The following is a 16117-nucleotide window of genomic DNA, read 5'->3' as shown; positions in this document are numbered from 1 at the left end:
AAGAAATAGTTTTTATAGGCAAAACATCTAAATAACTGTCATTTCTTACAGTTATTTACCGCTTTGATTAAGACAAAATGGCCTCTCTTTCTCATCCGGTGGGCGTGTCCCGCATGCCAAAGGGGCTTTGAGATGCAGGCTGAAACGGTGTTGGATTTATTTGCAAAACGTCTGGCTGAGAACGCCACTGCCCTGGCTGTCGTGGGTGAGGCAGAAAGCTTGACCTACGCAGAACTGAATGACAGAAGCTCCAGAGTTGCGGCCTTTTTACAGTCCCGAGATATCGGGCTGGGCGACTACGTGCTGGTGCAAGGCGAGCGATCCATCGAGCTGATCGTTGCGTTCCTTGGCGTACTCCAGTGCGGCGCAGGCTTTGTTCCGATGGACCGACGACTTCCCTCTAATCGAAAAGCCTATATCGCCAGACAATGCGCGGCCTCCATTATGCTTTCCACCCAAAGCGATGATCGTGAACCCCTGTCGGGGTGCGAAACAAAAACTGTCAACGAGTTGCTGACTTCCAGTGAGGCGTGGAGTTATGAGCCCGCTGTTGTCCGGCCAGATGATGCGATTTATGTGATCTTTACTTCGGGTACAACGGGTGAGCCGAAAGGCGTCGTCATTGAGCATCACAGCGTTGCGCAACTGATGACGCAGCACAATCGAGATTTGGGGGTGACTACTTCCAGTCGTTGCAGTTTGATGGCGTCGGTTGGCTTCGATGTTTGCCAGCTTGAAATCTGGTCGGCGCTGACGGCGGGTGCCTGCCTGTATGTACTGGATCAGAATTCGCTGCTCAGTAGTGATGCCTACTTGTCGTTCTGTGTAGCAAAACAGATCACGCATGGCTTCGTGCCTACCTTGAAAATCTATGACATTTTGAACGCCCGGCAGCCGCAAGGCCTTGCCTTGAGCTGTCTCTACACGGCCGGTGAAAAACTCCATCCCGTAGAGGTCGACCACTTGCCTTACCGTGTTTTTGATTGTTATGGGCCCACGGAAGCAACCATCTACGTGACCCGCAATGAGGTTCGAAGCAAGCGTTTGCAAAGGCCCGCATCGATTGGTTATGCGATAGACCACTGCCGTATTCATATTCTGGATGAGCACCTGAACGAACTGGCGGCTGGTGAAGTGGGAGAGCTTTGTATTGCCGGACCGGGTCTTGCTCGTGGTTATCTAGGGGCACCTGACTTGACCGCGCAGCGTTTCATCTACTCACCCGCGCTCAAGTGCCGGTTGTACCGTAGCGCAGACCAGGCTCGAGTCTTGCCCGATGGACGCATTCAGTTTCTGGGTCGAATGGATGGGCAAACAAAGATACGCGGCTACCGGATCGAAATCGGTGAGATAGAGTCCCGCCTGCTCAAGGAGCCGAACCTCAACAGCGCAGCGGTAGTGGTGCAGGACACCGGCTCGCAAGCGCAAAAACGCTTGGTTGCTTTTGTCGTACCGCGCAACAGACAGATTCATAGCGGGCGATTGATTGCTGAGTTGCGACTCAGCCTTGGTATGGATTTGCCTGATTATATGGTGCCTGAGTTGTTCTATCGCCTTGACAGTCTACCCGGCAATGTCAATGGCAAGATCGACAGGTCTGCGCTGTTGACTCTATTGCAGGCGATGCCGCCCGCAGCGTTGGATATAGAAAGCTTTACGCCGGGCCCACAACGTGCGCTGGCAAGAACGTGGTTCGACATGCTGGGCCACGCTGATTTTGGCCCGCAAAGCAACTTTCTGAACGTCGGTGGGCACTCGTTGGGCGTGGCAGGATTGGCGGAAAAGCTATCAGAGCAATTCAACATTCACGTAGCGGTGCGTGACATCTACGAACATCTGGTGCTAGAGGATCTGGCGGCCGAGTTGCACCGACGCACGCGGTCTTTACCTGAAGGAACTGCGGGTGATCGTGCCCACGCTTTCGAAGCAGATGGGGTACTGCAACCAGACATCCGTTTCGCGGAAAATTTCGAGCCGGCGTATTTAAAGGATCCCAGGCATAGCCTGCTGACTGGCGCGACCGGGTTTGTCGGTATTCATTTGTTGCACCAACTATTGGTTACTACCACGGCGCATATTCATTGCCCGATTCGTTGTGACAGTGCAGTAGCAGGGCTGGTGCGACTGCAGCAGATCAGCGAACGTTATCAGGTGCCCATCAGCGAAAGCGACTGGAAGCGCATTCATGTGTATGCAAGTGACTTGGCAGATGAGCATCTGGGGTTGGAGGAAGAAGTATTTATCCATTTGACGCGATGTGTGGACGTGGTCTATCACTCGGCCAGCGCGGTTAACTTCATCATGCCCTACAGCTACATGAGGCGAGATAACGTAGCGGCACTCACACAAATCCTACATTTTTGCGGTGCACACAAGACCAAGGCACTGATGTTGATGTCGACCATATCCATCTATAGCTGGGGCCATCGTTTCACCCATAAAAGCCATGTGTACGAACAGGATGATATCGATGAAAACTTACCGGCCATTCGCGATGACCTGGGCTATGTGCAAAGTAAGTGGGTGATGGAAAAGCTTGCCGATCTGGCCGCTTCCCGAGGACTGCCGTTGATGACCTTTCGCCTCGGTTACGCCACTTGCCATAGCGTGACCGGCGAGAGCGCTCAGTACCAATGGTGGGGGCGTTTTATCCGCACCTGCTTGTCGTACGGCGCGGTGCCTGACTTGGTGCGTTTGCGTGAAGGTCTGACCACGGTGGACTTCATGGTTGAGGCGGTGGCACATATTTCCCGTAACCCACAAGCGCTAGGGTTGAAGTTCAACCTGTGCCCGCCTGAAGCCACCAATTTTGATCTCAAGGCATTTTGTGAGCAGGTCGGCGAGCATTATGGCCGAAAGCTTTCGGTTGTGGCTTACAAACGGTGGGTCGAACTGTGGAAGCACAACTCTGAGGCGTTACTTTACCCATTGCTCGGGATGTTCAAAGATCCGATGCACGCAGGCCAGACCATCCTTGAACTTTACCAAGAAAATTATTTGTGGGACCGCAGCAATACCATGCGGTTTCTCGACGGCAGCGGCATTCGCGAGACGCAATTCTCGAGCGAAGTAATGGCACGTTATCTCGACAAGTTAGAGCAACAAGCCTCACGTCAAAGCGATGGTTGATGTATTGCTGTAAGGCCCGGCGGTCCCAGGTAATGCGTCAGCGGTTGAGCCTGGATGAGCGGGTGTGGGATATGACGCATTTCTAAGTCTCGCCGATGCTCGACAGCGCCCACTTTTGAACTACCTTGATTGACGAGCCTTCCCACTCGGTACACAAGCATGCGCACCTTATGGACGCGGTATCTGGCGTTGCTGGAAAACGACCTGAGCACACAGGTGTTCGACAACGTGAAAAACCTGCTGGTGTGTGCGCTGTTGTTTGCGGCGGGCACCAATACACTGGTCGGCCAACGTGAGTTATTTATCGGGGTATTTGCCTCCAACGTCGCCGGCTGGGGGCTGATTATCCTGTCGACGCTGTTGATGCTCTTGAACGTCAGCGACGGCATTCGCCGCCTGGCCAAGTTGCGCTATCACCTGGCGCTGCAAGTGTTGTTGATCCTGATTTACCTGGTGGTTGCCGAGCGGGTCGTAGAGATTGTGTGGGGCTATCGCGCCCATTGAAGTATGCTCCGCGCCTCGCTCACTACTGATCCAGAGAAGATGACAGGACAAGATATGCAGGCGCTGCTGGAGTCGATCCTCGACGAAGTGCGCCCCCTGATCGGCCTCGGCAAAGTCGCCGATTACATCCCCGCCCTGGCCGACGTGCCCGCCAACCAGTTGGGCATCGCGGTCTACGGCAACGACGGCGCGGCCTACTGCGCCGGTGATGCTTACACGCTGTTCTCGGTGCAGAGCATTTCCAAGGTGTTCAGCCTGGTGCAGGCCATCGACCACGGCGGCGAAACCATCTGGGAGCGCCTGGGCCACGAACCGTCGGGGCAACCGTTCAACTCCATGGTGCAGCTGGAATTCGAACGCGGCCGCCCGCGCAATCCGTTTATCAACGCCGGCGCGCTGGTGATCTGCGACATCAACCAATCACGCTTCGCCGTGCCGATTCTGTCGATGCGCGACTTCGTACGACGCCTGTCGGGTAACCCGCAGATTCTGGTCAACAGCGTCGTCGCCGACTCGGAAGCGCAGCACGGCGCGCGCAACGCGGCCATGGCTTACCTGATGAAGGCTTTCGGTAACTTCCACAACGATGTGGACGCGGTGCTGCACAGCTACTTCAATTACTGCGCGTTGCAAATGAGCTGCCTGGACCTGGCCAGGGCGTTCAGCTTCCTGGCCAACGAGGGCGTGAGCGCCCACAGCGGCGAGCAGATTCTGACGGCGCGCCAGACCAAGCAGGTGAACTCGATCATGGCCACCAGCGGGCTGTATGACGAGGCGGGCAATTTTGCTTATCGGGTCGGGCTACCGGGCAAGAGCGGGGTAGGCGGCGGGATTGTCGCGGTGGTGCCGGGGCAGTTTACGGTGTGTGTCTGGTCGCCGGAATTGAACGCGGCGGGGAATTCACTGGCAGGGATGAAGGCGTTGGAGTTGTTGAGTGAGCGGATTGGGTGGTCGGTGTTTTAAGATCGTCGCCACGCTTCTAGTGGGAACGATCTCAACACGCGCACGCGCCTGACAAAAGCCCTGCGTGACGGGTATTCTTCAACTCAACCCCAAACATCAGGTTGAGTCAGGAGACTGCACATGGACAGAGTCGTCATCATTACCGGAGGCAGTCGCGGGATTGGCGCCGAAACAGCCTTGCTGGCCGCTCGCCAGGGCTATCGCATCTGCATCAACTACCAGTCCGACGAAAACGCCGCCCAGCGTGTACTGGAACAGGTGCGCGGCCTTGGTGCACAGGCAATTGCGGTACGTGCGGACGTCAGTAACGAAGATGAAGTGATCGCCCTGTTCAACCGTGTCGATACCGAGCTGGGCCGCGTCACGGCGCTGGTGAATAATGCGGGCACTGTCGGCCATAAATCGCGGGTCGATGAAATGTCCGAATTCCGCATCCTGAAAATCCTCAAGACCAACGTACTGGGCCCGATCCTCTGCGCCAAGCATGCGCTGCTGCGTATGTCGCCCAGGCATGGCGGGCAGGGCGGCAGTATCGTCAACGTCTCGTCGGTGGCGGCGCGCCTGGGCTCGCCAGGGGAATACGTTGACTATGCTGCGTCCAAGGGCGCGCTCGACACCTTCACCCTCGGCCTGTCCAAGGAAGTCGCGGGCGAGGGCATACGCGTCAACGCGGTGCGCCCCGGCTATATCTTCACCGACTTCCACGCCCTCAGTGGCGATCCGGACCGGGTCAGCAAGCTGGAGTCCGGCATTCCGATGGCCCGTGGCGGGCGCCCGGATGAAGTGGCAGAGGCGATTATCTGGTTGCTGTCGGACAAGGCCTCGTATGCTACCGGTACGTTTATCGACTTGGGCGGCGGTCGCTGATTACGCGGTGCCTGTACCCGCGCTACTCAAAACGAGCGTACGATCCGGCCCAGGGTCTCCATCGCCTGCTCCGACTCGTCGGTCCACGGGCTGCCGTAGTTCAATCGGATGCAGTTGCGAAAGCGCCGGGTTGCCGAAAAGATCGGCCCCGGTGCGATGCTGATGCCTTGCGCCAGGGCCATCTGAAACAACTTCAATGAATCGGTGTGCTCGGGCAATTCCAGCCATAGGAAATACCCGCCGGCCGGTTGGCTGATTCGGGTCTGTGCCGGGAAGTAACGGCCGATCGCCGCGAGCATCGCGCTTTGCTGTTCTTCCAGGGCATAGCGCAGTTTGCGCAGGTGCCGGTCGTAGCCGCCGTGTTGCAGGTAATCGGCAATCGCGGCCTGGGCCGGCATCGACGGGCACAGCGATGTCATCAGTTTCAAGCGCTCGACCTTCTGCGCGAAGCGACCAGCCGCCACCCAGCCAACGCGATAACCCGGCGCCAGGCTCTTGGCAAAGGAGCCGCAGTGCAGCACCAGCCCCTCGGTGTCGAAGGCCTTGGCCGGTTTCGGCGCGTGCTGCCCGTAATACAGCTCGGCATATACATCATCCTCGATCAACGGCACTTGGTGGCTGCGCAGTAGCTCGACCAACGCCCGCTTTTTTTCTTCCGGCACCGTGGCGCCCATTGGGTTCTGGAAGCTGGTCATGCTCCAGCAGGCTTTGATCGGGTAACGCGCAAGGCTCTGCGCCAGGGCGTCAAGGTCGATGCCGTCGCGCGGGTGCACCGGAATTTCCACGGCCTTGAGCTTCAGGCGCTCGAGCACTTGCAGGCAGGCATAAAACGCCGGGGCTTCAATCGCCACCAGGTCGCCCGGCTCGGTGACGGCCTGCAGGCACAGGTTCAGCGCTTCCAGGGCGCCGTTGGTGATCAGCAGTTCTTCCATGGGCAGCATCAGCCCGCCGACCATGTAGCGCAGCGCAATCTGACGGCGCAGTTGCGGGTTGCCTGGGGACATGTCGGTGACCACCAGGCGCGGGTCCATTGCGCGGCTGGCGCTGGCCAGGGAGCGGGCCAGGCGCGGCAACGGGAACAGCATCGGGCTGGGGAAGGCCGAGCCGAAGGGCACGGTGTTCGGGTCTTTGATCGAATCCAGCACCGAAAACACCAGCTCACTCACATCGACTTCGGTGCTCTCGTGCACCTGCGCGCTCACCACCGGCTCGGAAAACGGGCTGGGCGCATGGGTATTGACGAAGTAACCGGAGCGCGGTCGGGCGCGGATCAGGCCACGGCGCTCCAGCAGGTAGTAGGCCTGGAACACTGTGGACGGGCTGACGCCGTAAGTCTGGCTGGCGTAGCGCACCGAAGGCACGCGCTGGCCGGGGCCGAGCACGCCGGAGCGGATCAGTTCTGCGATGTCTTCGGCGAATTTTTCGTAGCGTTTCATGGGGGCCTTGGGTGCTGATTTCCCCCGGGGACTATACCCGCACCTCTGTTTGCATAACAGAATCAAGTAGTGCGACAAAAAGCGGATCAGATGGGCGACTCGCCCAGCGCTAACTGAAGAAACCGACTCAAATGTGGGAGGGGGCTTGCTCCCGATTGCGCTGGGTCAGTTGATACATCAGGTAACTGACCCTCCGCTATCGGGAGCAAGCCCCTCCCACAGGTACTGCACAGCTCAGTTAAATCACCTTAGTCAAATCACCGAGCCAGGTGCATCAGCCTTCACATGCTGACGCCCATCATGTGCCCCCGCAACGGTCAGGGCGTCAGCCTCGGCTTCGGTGATGTAGATCCGCTCGGCCGCCAATTCTACGTACGACATGGACTTTTCGGTGTCGGTCGCGATATTGACTCGGGTCGCAGGCACGCTGTGTTCCTGAGCATTGTCACCGAGCGTGAAGTAGCACAGCTGATCTTCGATACGTAGGGACATGCCGGTCTCCTTTGTTCATGGGCGATAAAGGTTAGGGTGTTGCGGTGTATGCAGGTTCCGCGCAACTGACTGGCGGTCGTCGCTGTCCATCCTTTACCTATAAAAAACACAGGAGGGCATTCATGGACGCTTGGTTGCATGAAGCGTGGCAAACACTGCAGGCTGAATTTGCCGATATCGGCGACGCCCGGCAGCTCACCCAGATGACCGTGCGCCTGCTGATGGCCGCGCTACTGGGTGCCATTCTCGGGTTTGAACGGGAGAGCAAGGGCAAGGCCGCCGGGGTGCGCACCCATATGCTGGTGGCGTTGGGCGCGGCGCTGTTTGTGATGGTGCCGCAGATGTCCGGCAATCAGGCCGATGCCATGAGCCGGGTGGTGCAGGGGGTGATTGCCGGCATTGGCTTCCTGGGAGCCGGCACCATCATCAAGGGCAAGGATGACGATGCCGGCCACGTCAAGGGCCTGACCACCGCCGCCGGTTTGTGGATGACCGCTGCGATTGGGGTCTCGGCCGGTCTGGGCCGGGAATCGACAGCGGTACTCAGTACCTTGCTGGCCCTGGCGGTGTTCAGCGTGATGCCAAAAATCGTCAAGCGTTTCGAGAAGGACTGACGATCACAGGCGGCATCGTGGTCGGCGGTTCCTGCACCGGTGGCGGCTCGTTCTCCGGCGGTTCTTTTTCCGGAATCGGTGCAGGCTCCGTGGGGGGCAGCGTCGGGTTGTCGATGTTCGGGTCCGGGGTTTCAGCCGGGATGGGGATATTCATCGGTGTGGCCTCCTTTGTGCTTTGCTCTATCGGTGGACAGCCATTGGTGGGAATTGATTCCCCGCCGGGTGGCGGCATATTCACCTGAACTTTTGCCCGAAGCCCAGGCTCGGACCTAATACGGGCCTGCTCATTGAGCGCGCCGCCATCTCAAGAATTCGGATCAAGCACAGAGCGTCCACAGGGCGTAAGGGGAATATGCTCGATGACTGCTGAAACACTGGTTCCAGAAGAGTCTTTATTGCCGTTGTCCCAGGCGCTGCTATTACCCAGAATTGCGATTGAAAGCACCATGCCGGTGATCGATGGTGGCGAGTTTGCCGTCAAGGCGGTGGTTGGCCAGCGCGTCAACGTGACCAGTAAAGTGTTCGCCGATGGCCATGACCAACTGGCGGTGCTGGTGCGCTGGCGCCCGCGCGGGCAGGAAAACTGGCACAGCGTGGTCATGAGCGATGTGGGCAACAACGGCTGGGAAGGTGCATTCACCGTCACCGCCCAGGGGCCCCATGAATACTGCATCGAGGCCTGGATCGATACCTTCGCCAGCTTCTGCTATGAATTGCGCAAAAAGCACGAAGCCGGGGTGCCGGTCAGCCTGGAGCTGCAGGAAGGCCGCAGCCTGGTGCTGCAGGCCGCCGAACGCAGTGACAACGAACTGCGCGACCGCTTGATGCTGCTGCATCACGAACTCTCCGGCCTGCTGGAAACCGAGCAGGTCGCGCAGTTCCTGCACGAAGACAGTGCACACCTGATGACCCAGGCCGACCACCGTGCCTATTTGAGCATCAGTCGCGTGTACCCGATCGACGTGGAGCGCGAGCGCGCCCAGTTTGCCAGCTGGTACGAGCTGTTTCCCCGCTCGATCACCGACGATCCGGCCCGGCATGGCACCTTCAACGATGTGCATTCACGCTTGTCGATGATCCATGACATGGGCTTTGACGTGCTGTACTTCCCGCCGATCCATCCCATCGGCCGCAGCCATCGCAAGGGCAAGAACAATTCCCTGAACGCCGGCCCCGATGATCCCGGCAGCCCCTACGCAATCGGCAGCGAAGAGGGCGGGCACGAGGCGATCCACCCGCAACTGGGCAGCCGCGAGGATTTCCGCCGTCTGGTCAAGGCCGCTGCCGACCACGGCCTGGAAATCGCCCTCGACTTCGCTATCCAGTGTTCCCAGGACCACCCGTGGCTCAAGCAGCATCCGGGCTGGTTCAACTGGCGTCCGGACGGCACGATCAAATACGCGGAAAACCCGCCGAAAAAGTATCAGGATATCGTCAACGTCGACTTTTACGCGGCGGATGCGATTCCCGGCCTGTGGACCGAGCTGCGCGACGTCGTGGTGGGCTGGGTGGAAGAGGGCGTGAAGACCTTCCGCGTGGACAACCCGCACACCAAGCCGCTGCCGTTCTGGCAATGGTTGATCAGCGATGTGCGGTCCAAATACCCGGAGGTGATCTTCCTGGCCGAAGCCTTTACCACCCCGGCAATGATGGCGCGCTTGGGTAAAGTCGGCTATTCCCAGAGCTACACCTATTTCACCTGGCGCAATACCAAGGCCGAACTGAGTGAGTATTTCACCCAGTTGAACCAGTCGCCGTGGCGCGAATGCTACCGGCCGAATTTCTTCGTCAATACGCCGGACATCAACCCTGGCTTCCTGCACGAGTCCGGCCGTCCAGGGTTCCTGATCCGCGCCGCGCTGGCCACCATGGGCTCGGGCCTGTGGGGCATGTACTCCGGGTTCGAATTGTGCGAGTCCGCGCCGGTGCCGGGTAAAGAGGAATACCTGGACTCGGAGAAGTACGAGATCCGCCCGCGCGATTTCACCGCGCCCGGCAACATCATTGCCGAGATCGCCCAGCTCAATCGCATCCGCCGGCAAAACCCGGCGTTGCAGACGCACCTGGGGCTCAAGCTCTACAACGCCTGGAACGACAACATCCTGTACTTCGGCAAGCGCAGCGAGGACGGCAGCAATTTCGTGCTGGTGGCCATCAACCTCGACCCGCACAACGCCCAGGAAGCGCACTTCGAGTTGCCGCTATGGGAGATGGGCTTGCCGGACGACGCCCAGACCCAGGGTGAAGACTTGATGAACGGCCATCGCTGGACCTGGTATGGCAAGACCCAATGGACTCGGCTGGAGCCGCAAATGCCGTTCGGGATCTGGCGCATCACTGCTTCCTGAATCTTGCGCAGATCAACTGTGGGAGGGGGCTTGCTCCCGATGGTGGTGTGTCAGTCACTGAACATCTATCTGAACCGCCGCCATCGGGAGCAAGCCCCCTCCCACATTGAACGCGTTCAGTCTGTAAGAGTTTGAGTATTCCAGGAGTTTCCAATGGCGAAAAAACCCAAGGCTGCCACCTTTATCAAGGACCCGCTCTGGTACAAGGACGCGGTGATTTACCAGGTGCATGTCAAATCCTATTTCGACTCCAACAATGACGGCATCGGCGATTTTCCCGGGCTGATCGCCAAGCTCGACTACATTGCTGACCTCGGCGTGAACACCATCTGGCTGCTGCCGTTCTACCCCTCGCCACGCCGTGATGACGGCTACGACATCGCCGAGTACCGTGGCGTACACAGCGACTACGGGACCATGGCCGACGCCAAGCGCTTCATAGCCGAGGCCCACAAGCGTGGGCTGCGGGTGATCACTGAGCTGGTGATTAACCACACGTCCGACCAGCACCCTTGGTTCCAGCGCGCCCGCAAGGCCAAACCGGGCTCGGCGGCGCGGGACTTCTATGTGTGGTCGGATGACGACCAGAAATACGACGGTACGCGGATCATCTTCCTCGACACCGAGAAGTCCAACTGGACCTGGGACCCGGTGGCCGGCCAGTACTTCTGGCACCGTTTCTACTCGCACCAGCCCGACCTTAACTTCGACAACCCCCAGGTGATGAAAGCCGTGCTGTCGGTGATGCGCTACTGGCTCGACCTGGGCATCGACGGCCTGCGCCTGGATGCGATTCCCTATCTGATCGAGCGGGACGGCACCAACAACGAGAACCTCGCCGAAACCCACGGGGTGCTCAAGCAGATCCGCGCCGAAATCGACGCGAATTACCCAGACCGCATGCTGCTGGCCGAAGCCAACCAATGGCCGGAAGACACCCAACTCTACTTCGGTGACAGGAAGGGCGACGACGGCGATGAATGCCATATGGCCTTCCACTTCCCGTTGATGCCGCGCATGTACATGGCCCTGGCCCAGGAAGATCGCTTTCCGATTACCGACATTCTGCGCCAGACCCCGGAAATTCCGGCCAATTGCCAGTGGGCGATCTTCCTGCGCAACCACGATGAATTGACCCTGGAGATGGTCACCGACAAAGAGCGCGACTACCTGTGGAACTACTATGCCGCAGACCGTCGCGCGCGCATCAACCTGGGCATTCGCCGGCGCCTGGCGCCGTTGGTGGAGCGTGACCGGCGCCGCGTGGAACTGCTCAACAGCCTGTTGCTGTCGATGCCCGGCACGCCGACCCTCTACTACGGCGACGAAATCGGCATGGGCGACAACATTTACCTGGGTGACCGCGATGGCGTGCGCACGCCGATGCAATGGTCCATCGACCGCAATGGCGGTTTCTCCCGCGCCGACCCGGCCAGCCTGGTGCTGCCGCCGATCATGGACGCGCAATACGGCTATCAGTCGGTCAACGTCGAAACCCAGGCCCAGGACCCGCATTCACTGCTGAACTGGACGCGGCGCATGCTGGCGGTGCGCAAGCAATCCAAGGCGTTTGGCCGAGGCAGCCTGAAAATGCTGTCGCCGAGCAATCGCCGCATCCTGGCGTATACCCGTGAATACACTGGGGAGGACGGCCGCACTGAAACCATCCTGTGCGTGGCCAACGTTTCGCGCAGCGCCCAGGCGGCGGAGCTGGACCTGTCGGCATTCGCCGGCATGGTGCCGGTGGAGATGCTCGGCGGTAACGCGTTCCCGCCCATCGGCCAACTGAATTTCCTGCTGACCCTGGCGCCCTATGGCTTTTATTGGTTCGTGCTGGCGGCGGAAAACCAGATGCCGAGCTGGCATGTGGAACCGGCCCAGAGCATTCCTGACTTCACGACATTGGTGTTGAAAAAACGTATGGAAGAGTTACTGGAAGAACCCTGCCGCACCACCCTGGAGCATACGTCGCTGCCGGCCTGGCTGCCCAAGCGCCGCTGGTTCGCCGGTAAGGATGCCACCATCGACAGTGTGCATATCGCCTACGGCGTGCGCTTCGGCGACGCCCAGCACCCGGTACTGCTCAGCGAGATCGACGTAACCAGCGCGGGCCAGACCAGCCGTTATCAGCTGCCCTTCGGCTTCCTTGGCGAAGACCAGCTCACCAGCGCCTTGCCGCAGCAACTGGCAATGGCCCGGGTACGGCGCAGCCGCCAGGTAGGGCTGGTCACCGACGCGTTCAGCCTCGAGCATTTCGTGCGCAGCGTGATTCAAAGCCTGCAGGCCGGTACCGTGCTCAATAGCAGCGAGGGTGACCTGCGCTTTGAAGCCACGCCGCACCTGGCAGCCTTGCAACTGACGGATGAATCAGCGGTGCGCTACTTGTCTGCCGAGCAGTCCAATAGTTCAGTGGTGGTCGGCGAGAGCCTGGTGCTCAAGCTGATCCGCAAAGTCAGTGCCGGGGTGCACCCGGAACTGGAAATGAGCGCCTACTTGACCGCAGCCGAATACCCGAACATTTCGCCGTTGATGGGCTCGATGAGCCGGCGCGACGCCCAGGGCCAGGACAACCTGCTGATGATTGCCCAGGGCTACCTGAGCAACCAGGGCGACGCCTGGAGCTGGACCCAGAACAACCTCGAACGCGCCATTCGCGACGAACTGGCCGAGGCGATTTCCGAACAGGAGCAGCATTACAACGCCCTGGGCGAACTGGCCGACTTTGCCGGCCTGCTCGGCCAGCGTCTGGGCGAGATGCACGTGGTGTTGGGCGCGCCTACCCAGAACAAGGACTTCAAGCCCGAAGTCACTTCGGCCAAGGACACCCAGGCCTGGGCCAAGGATGTGGGGGCGCAGATCGAGCGGGCCCTGCAGTTGCTCAAAGTAAATCAAAGCCAGTTGAACCCCGCCGATCAGGCGCTGGTCAGTGAATTACTGGCGCAGAAAAAAGCCATCGGCAGCCATGTCCAGGCGCTGGCGAAAGCCACGCTGGGCGGGTTGCGGATTCGCGTCCACGGTGACTTGCATCTGGGCCAGGTACTGGTGGTCAAGGGCGATGCCTATTTGATCGACTTTGAAGGCGAACCGGCGCGGCCGCTGCATGAACGGCGCGGCAAGCACAGCCCCTACAAGGACGTGAGTGGGGTGTTGCGCTCCTTTGATTACGCAGCGGCCATGGCCCTGAATGTGCAAGGGGTTGATCATTCGCCGGAAGCCGACGCCGCGCGTCGTCGCGTGACCGAGCGTTACGTGAGTGAAGCCCGCCAGGCATTTACCCAGGCTTATCAGGCGGCGACGGCTACACTGGCGCATGACTGGCAGGATGCCAACGGCCAGGACGCCGCGCTGACGTTGTTCAGCCTGGAGAAGGCCGCGTATGAAGTGGCCTACGAAGCGGAAAATCGCCCGAGCTGGTTGCCGGTGCCCTTGCAAGGGTTGCACGGTTTGCTCAGCGGGCTTACACCTGAATCGAAAACTGCACGCGGTGGGGAGACGTCATGAGTTTTACGCATAGAGAACCGCTGCAGCCCAAGTTGACTGCAATGCCGGCGTCCAAGGACGTCGAGGCGCTGGTACGCGCCGAGCACCACGATCCATTCTCGATCCTTGGGCCGCATGATGATGAGCAGGGCGGGCAATTTATCCGCGCGTTCCTGCCCGAAGCCTTGAGTGTCCAGGTATTGGCGCGTGACAGTGGCGAGCCGATCGGCAGCCTCGACGCCAGCCAGGTGCCGGGGCTGTTCGTCGGGCACTTCAGCACGCGTCAGGCCTACCTGCTCAAGATCCAGTGGGCCGGCGGCGAGCAGATCACTGAAGACCCGTACAGCTTCAACCAATTGCTGCTCGGTGAAATGGACCTGTACCTGTTTGCCGAAGGCAACCACCGCGACCTGGGCAGTTGCCTGGGGGCTCAGGTAACCACGGTCGACGGCGTGCAGGGCGTACGTTTCGCCGTGTGGGCGCCGAATGCCCGACGGGTCTCGGTGGTGGGCGACTTCAACATCTGGGACGGTCGCCGGCACCCGATGCGTCTGCGCCATCCGTCGGGCGTGTGGGAGATTTTCATCCCGCGTCTGCAACCGGGGGCGGCCTATAAGTACGAGATTCTCGGTGCCCACGGCATTTTGCCGCTCAAGGCCGACCCGATGGCCCTGGCCACCCAGCTGCCGCCGGACACCGCCTCGAAAGTCGCCGCGCCGTTGCAGGTGGACTGGCAGGACCACGAGTGGATGCAGGCTAGAGGTGACAAACAGAAAGCCACCGCGCCGCTGTCGATCTACGAGTTGCACGTAGGGTCATGGCAATGCGAGCTGGACGAGGCCGGGGAAGTGTCACGCCAGTACGGCTGGCGCGAACTGTCCGAGCGGCTGATTCCCTATGTGCAGCAACTGGGCTTCACCCATATCGAGCTGATGCCGATCATGGAGCATCCCTTTGGCGGTTCGTGGGGCTATCAGGCCTTGTCCCAGTTTGCGCCGAGCGCACGCTTTGGCTCGCCGGAAGATTTCGCGTATTTCGTCAACGCCTGCCATCAGGCGGACATCGGCGTGATCCTTGACTGGGTGCCGGCGCATTTTCCGACGGACGCCCACGGCCTGGCGCAGTTCGACGGCACCGCGCTGTACGAATACGCCAACCCGCTGGAAGGTTTCCACCAGGACTGGGACACGCTGATCTACAACCTGGGCCGTACCGAGGTGCACGGTTTCATGCTGGCCTCGGCGTTGCATTGGCTCAAGCACTTCCACGTCGACGGCCTGCGCGTGGATGCGGTGGCCTCGATGCTGTATCGCGACTATTCGCGCAAAGCCGGTGAATGGGTGCCCAACCGTCACGGTGGCCGCGAAAACCTGGAAGCCATCGATTTTCTGCGCCACTTGAACGACGTGGTGGCGCTGGAGGCGCCGGGCGCCCTGGTGATCGCCGAGGAATCCACCGCGTGGCCGGGGGTGAGCCAAAGCACCCAGCAAGGTGGCCTGGGCTTCAACTACAAATGGAACATGGGCTGGATGCACGACTCGCTGCATTACATCCAGCAAGACCCGGTGTACCGCGCCCATCACCACAACGAGCTGAGTTTCGGCCTGGTGTATGCCTGGTCCGAGCGGTTTATCCTGCCGATTTCCCACGACGAAGTGGTGCACGGCAAGCACTCGCTGATCGACAAGATGCCCGGCGACCGCTGGCAGAAATTCGCCAACCTGCGTGCCTACCTGAGTTTCATGTGGATGCACCCTGGCAAGAAGCTGCTGTTCATGGGCTGCGAGTTCGGCCAGTGGCGCGAGTGGAACCACGACCAGCAACTGGACTGGTACCTGCTGCAATACCCCGAGCACCGTGGGGTGCAAAAGCTGGTGGGCGACTTGAACCGCCTGTACCGCGAGGAGCCAGCGCTGCACGAGCAGGATGACGCACCCCAGGGCTTCCAGTGGCTGATTGGCGACGATGCGATCAACAGCGTCTATGCCTGGCTGCGCTGGAGCAAGGACGGCAAGCCAGTGCTGGTCGTCGCCAACTTCACCCCAGTGCCGCGTGAGGCCTATGCGGTCGGCGTTCCTTTCGCCGGACGCTGGAGCGAAGTGATCAACAGTGACGCCGACATGTATGCCGGGTCCAACTACGGTAATGGCGGTGCGGTACAGACCCTGGATGAACCCCGCCACGGGCAGCCGGTGTCGCTGTCGCTGAACCTGCCACCCTTGGGTGTGTTGATTCTGCGACCACAGGAGAGTTAAACGCGCCTGGCGCGACGGATGCGGTTGTC

At 60.0% G+C, this 16117-nt stretch carries 11 protein-coding genes; 8 read left to right on the top strand and 3 right to left on the bottom strand.

All coding sequences use genetic code 11. The features are described 5' to 3' along the window. Positions 1 to 132: 132 nt before the first annotated feature. The 4 genes from C4J89_RS15215 (at position 133) to C4J89_RS15200 (ending at position 5463) form a co-directional block, all read left to right on the top strand. Complete coding sequence (locus tag C4J89_RS15215) at positions 133 to 3129, top strand: amino acid adenylation domain-containing protein (RefSeq protein WP_124414898.1); 2997 nt, start codon at positions 133 to 135, stop codon at positions 3127 to 3129. 159 nt (positions 3130 to 3288) lie between these two features. Continuing rightward, positions 3289 to 3633, top strand: coding sequence for a hypothetical protein (locus C4J89_RS15210; protein ID WP_124363174.1), 345 nt, complete (start codon positions 3289 to 3291; stop codon positions 3631 to 3633). Positions 3634 to 3687: 54 nt separating this feature from the next. Then, on the top strand, positions 3688 to 4596 hold the full coding sequence (gene glsB, locus C4J89_RS15205) for a glutaminase B (protein ID WP_124416031.1): 909 nt from the start codon (positions 3688 to 3690) through the stop codon (positions 4594 to 4596). A 120-nt stretch (positions 4597 to 4716) separates the two neighbouring features. Next, the gene (locus C4J89_RS15200; RefSeq protein ID WP_124363173.1) at positions 4717 to 5463 is read left to right on the top strand and encodes an SDR family oxidoreductase; all 747 of its coding nucleotides are present in this window, start codon (positions 4717 to 4719) and stop codon (positions 5461 to 5463) included. 26 nt (positions 5464 to 5489) lie between these two features. On the opposite strand, the gene mapR is transcribed toward C4J89_RS15200, so the two are convergent. Together mapR and C4J89_RS15190 are read right to left on the bottom strand one after the other, a co-directional pair. Next, complete coding sequence (gene mapR, locus C4J89_RS15195; protein ID WP_124414897.1) at positions 5490 to 6899, bottom strand: GntR family transcriptional regulator MpaR; 1410 nt, start codon at positions 6897 to 6899, stop codon at positions 5490 to 5492. Positions 6900 to 7151: 252 nt separating this feature from the next. Further along, positions 7152 to 7391, bottom strand: a complete 240-nt coding sequence (locus tag C4J89_RS15190) for a DUF3203 family protein (protein ID WP_124367309.1) — start codon at positions 7389 to 7391, stop codon at positions 7152 to 7154. A 122-nt stretch (positions 7392 to 7513) separates the two neighbouring features. Between C4J89_RS15190 and C4J89_RS15185 the strand changes: the two genes are divergently transcribed. Then, on the top strand, positions 7514 to 8005 hold the full coding sequence (locus C4J89_RS15185) for an MgtC/SapB family protein (RefSeq protein ID WP_124363169.1): 492 nt from the start codon (positions 7514 to 7516) through the stop codon (positions 8003 to 8005). On the opposite strand, the gene C4J89_RS26935 is transcribed toward C4J89_RS15185, so the two are convergent. Then, positions 7983 to 8159: a hypothetical protein gene (locus C4J89_RS26935; RefSeq protein WP_164484545.1), complete on the bottom strand. Its 177-nt coding sequence runs from the start codon at positions 8157 to 8159 to the stop codon at positions 7983 to 7985. The genes C4J89_RS15185 and C4J89_RS26935 overlap by 23 nt on opposite strands. A gap of 205 nt (positions 8160 to 8364) precedes the next feature. Between C4J89_RS26935 and C4J89_RS15180 the strand changes: the two genes are divergently transcribed. The 3 genes from C4J89_RS15180 (at position 8365) to glgB (ending at position 16088) form a co-directional block, all read left to right on the top strand. Next, entirely contained in the window at positions 8365 to 10353 is a 1989-nt protein-coding gene (locus tag C4J89_RS15180; protein WP_124414896.1) for an alpha-1,4-glucan--maltose-1-phosphate maltosyltransferase, read from the top strand. Positions 10354 to 10506: 153 nt separating this feature from the next. Then, positions 10507 to 13854 carry a maltose alpha-D-glucosyltransferase gene (treS, locus tag C4J89_RS15175; RefSeq protein ID WP_124414895.1) on the top strand — a complete coding sequence of 1116 codons (3348 nt, stop codon included), beginning with the start codon at positions 10507 to 10509 and terminating at the stop codon, positions 13852 to 13854. Then, a complete protein-coding gene (gene glgB, locus C4J89_RS15170) occupies positions 13851 to 16088 on the top strand; it encodes a 1,4-alpha-glucan branching protein GlgB (protein WP_124414894.1) in 2238 nt (745 codons plus the stop codon). Before treS ends, glgB begins: the two co-directional genes overlap by 4 nt. Positions 16089 to 16117 lie beyond the last annotated feature (29 nt).

Source organism: Pseudomonas sp. R4-35-07, assembly GCF_003852235.1.
GTDB lineage: Bacteria > Pseudomonadota > Gammaproteobacteria > Pseudomonadales > Pseudomonadaceae > Aquipseudomonas.
Note: the sequence above shows the minus strand (reverse complement) of the source record. Positions and strands in the feature narration are given on the sequence as shown.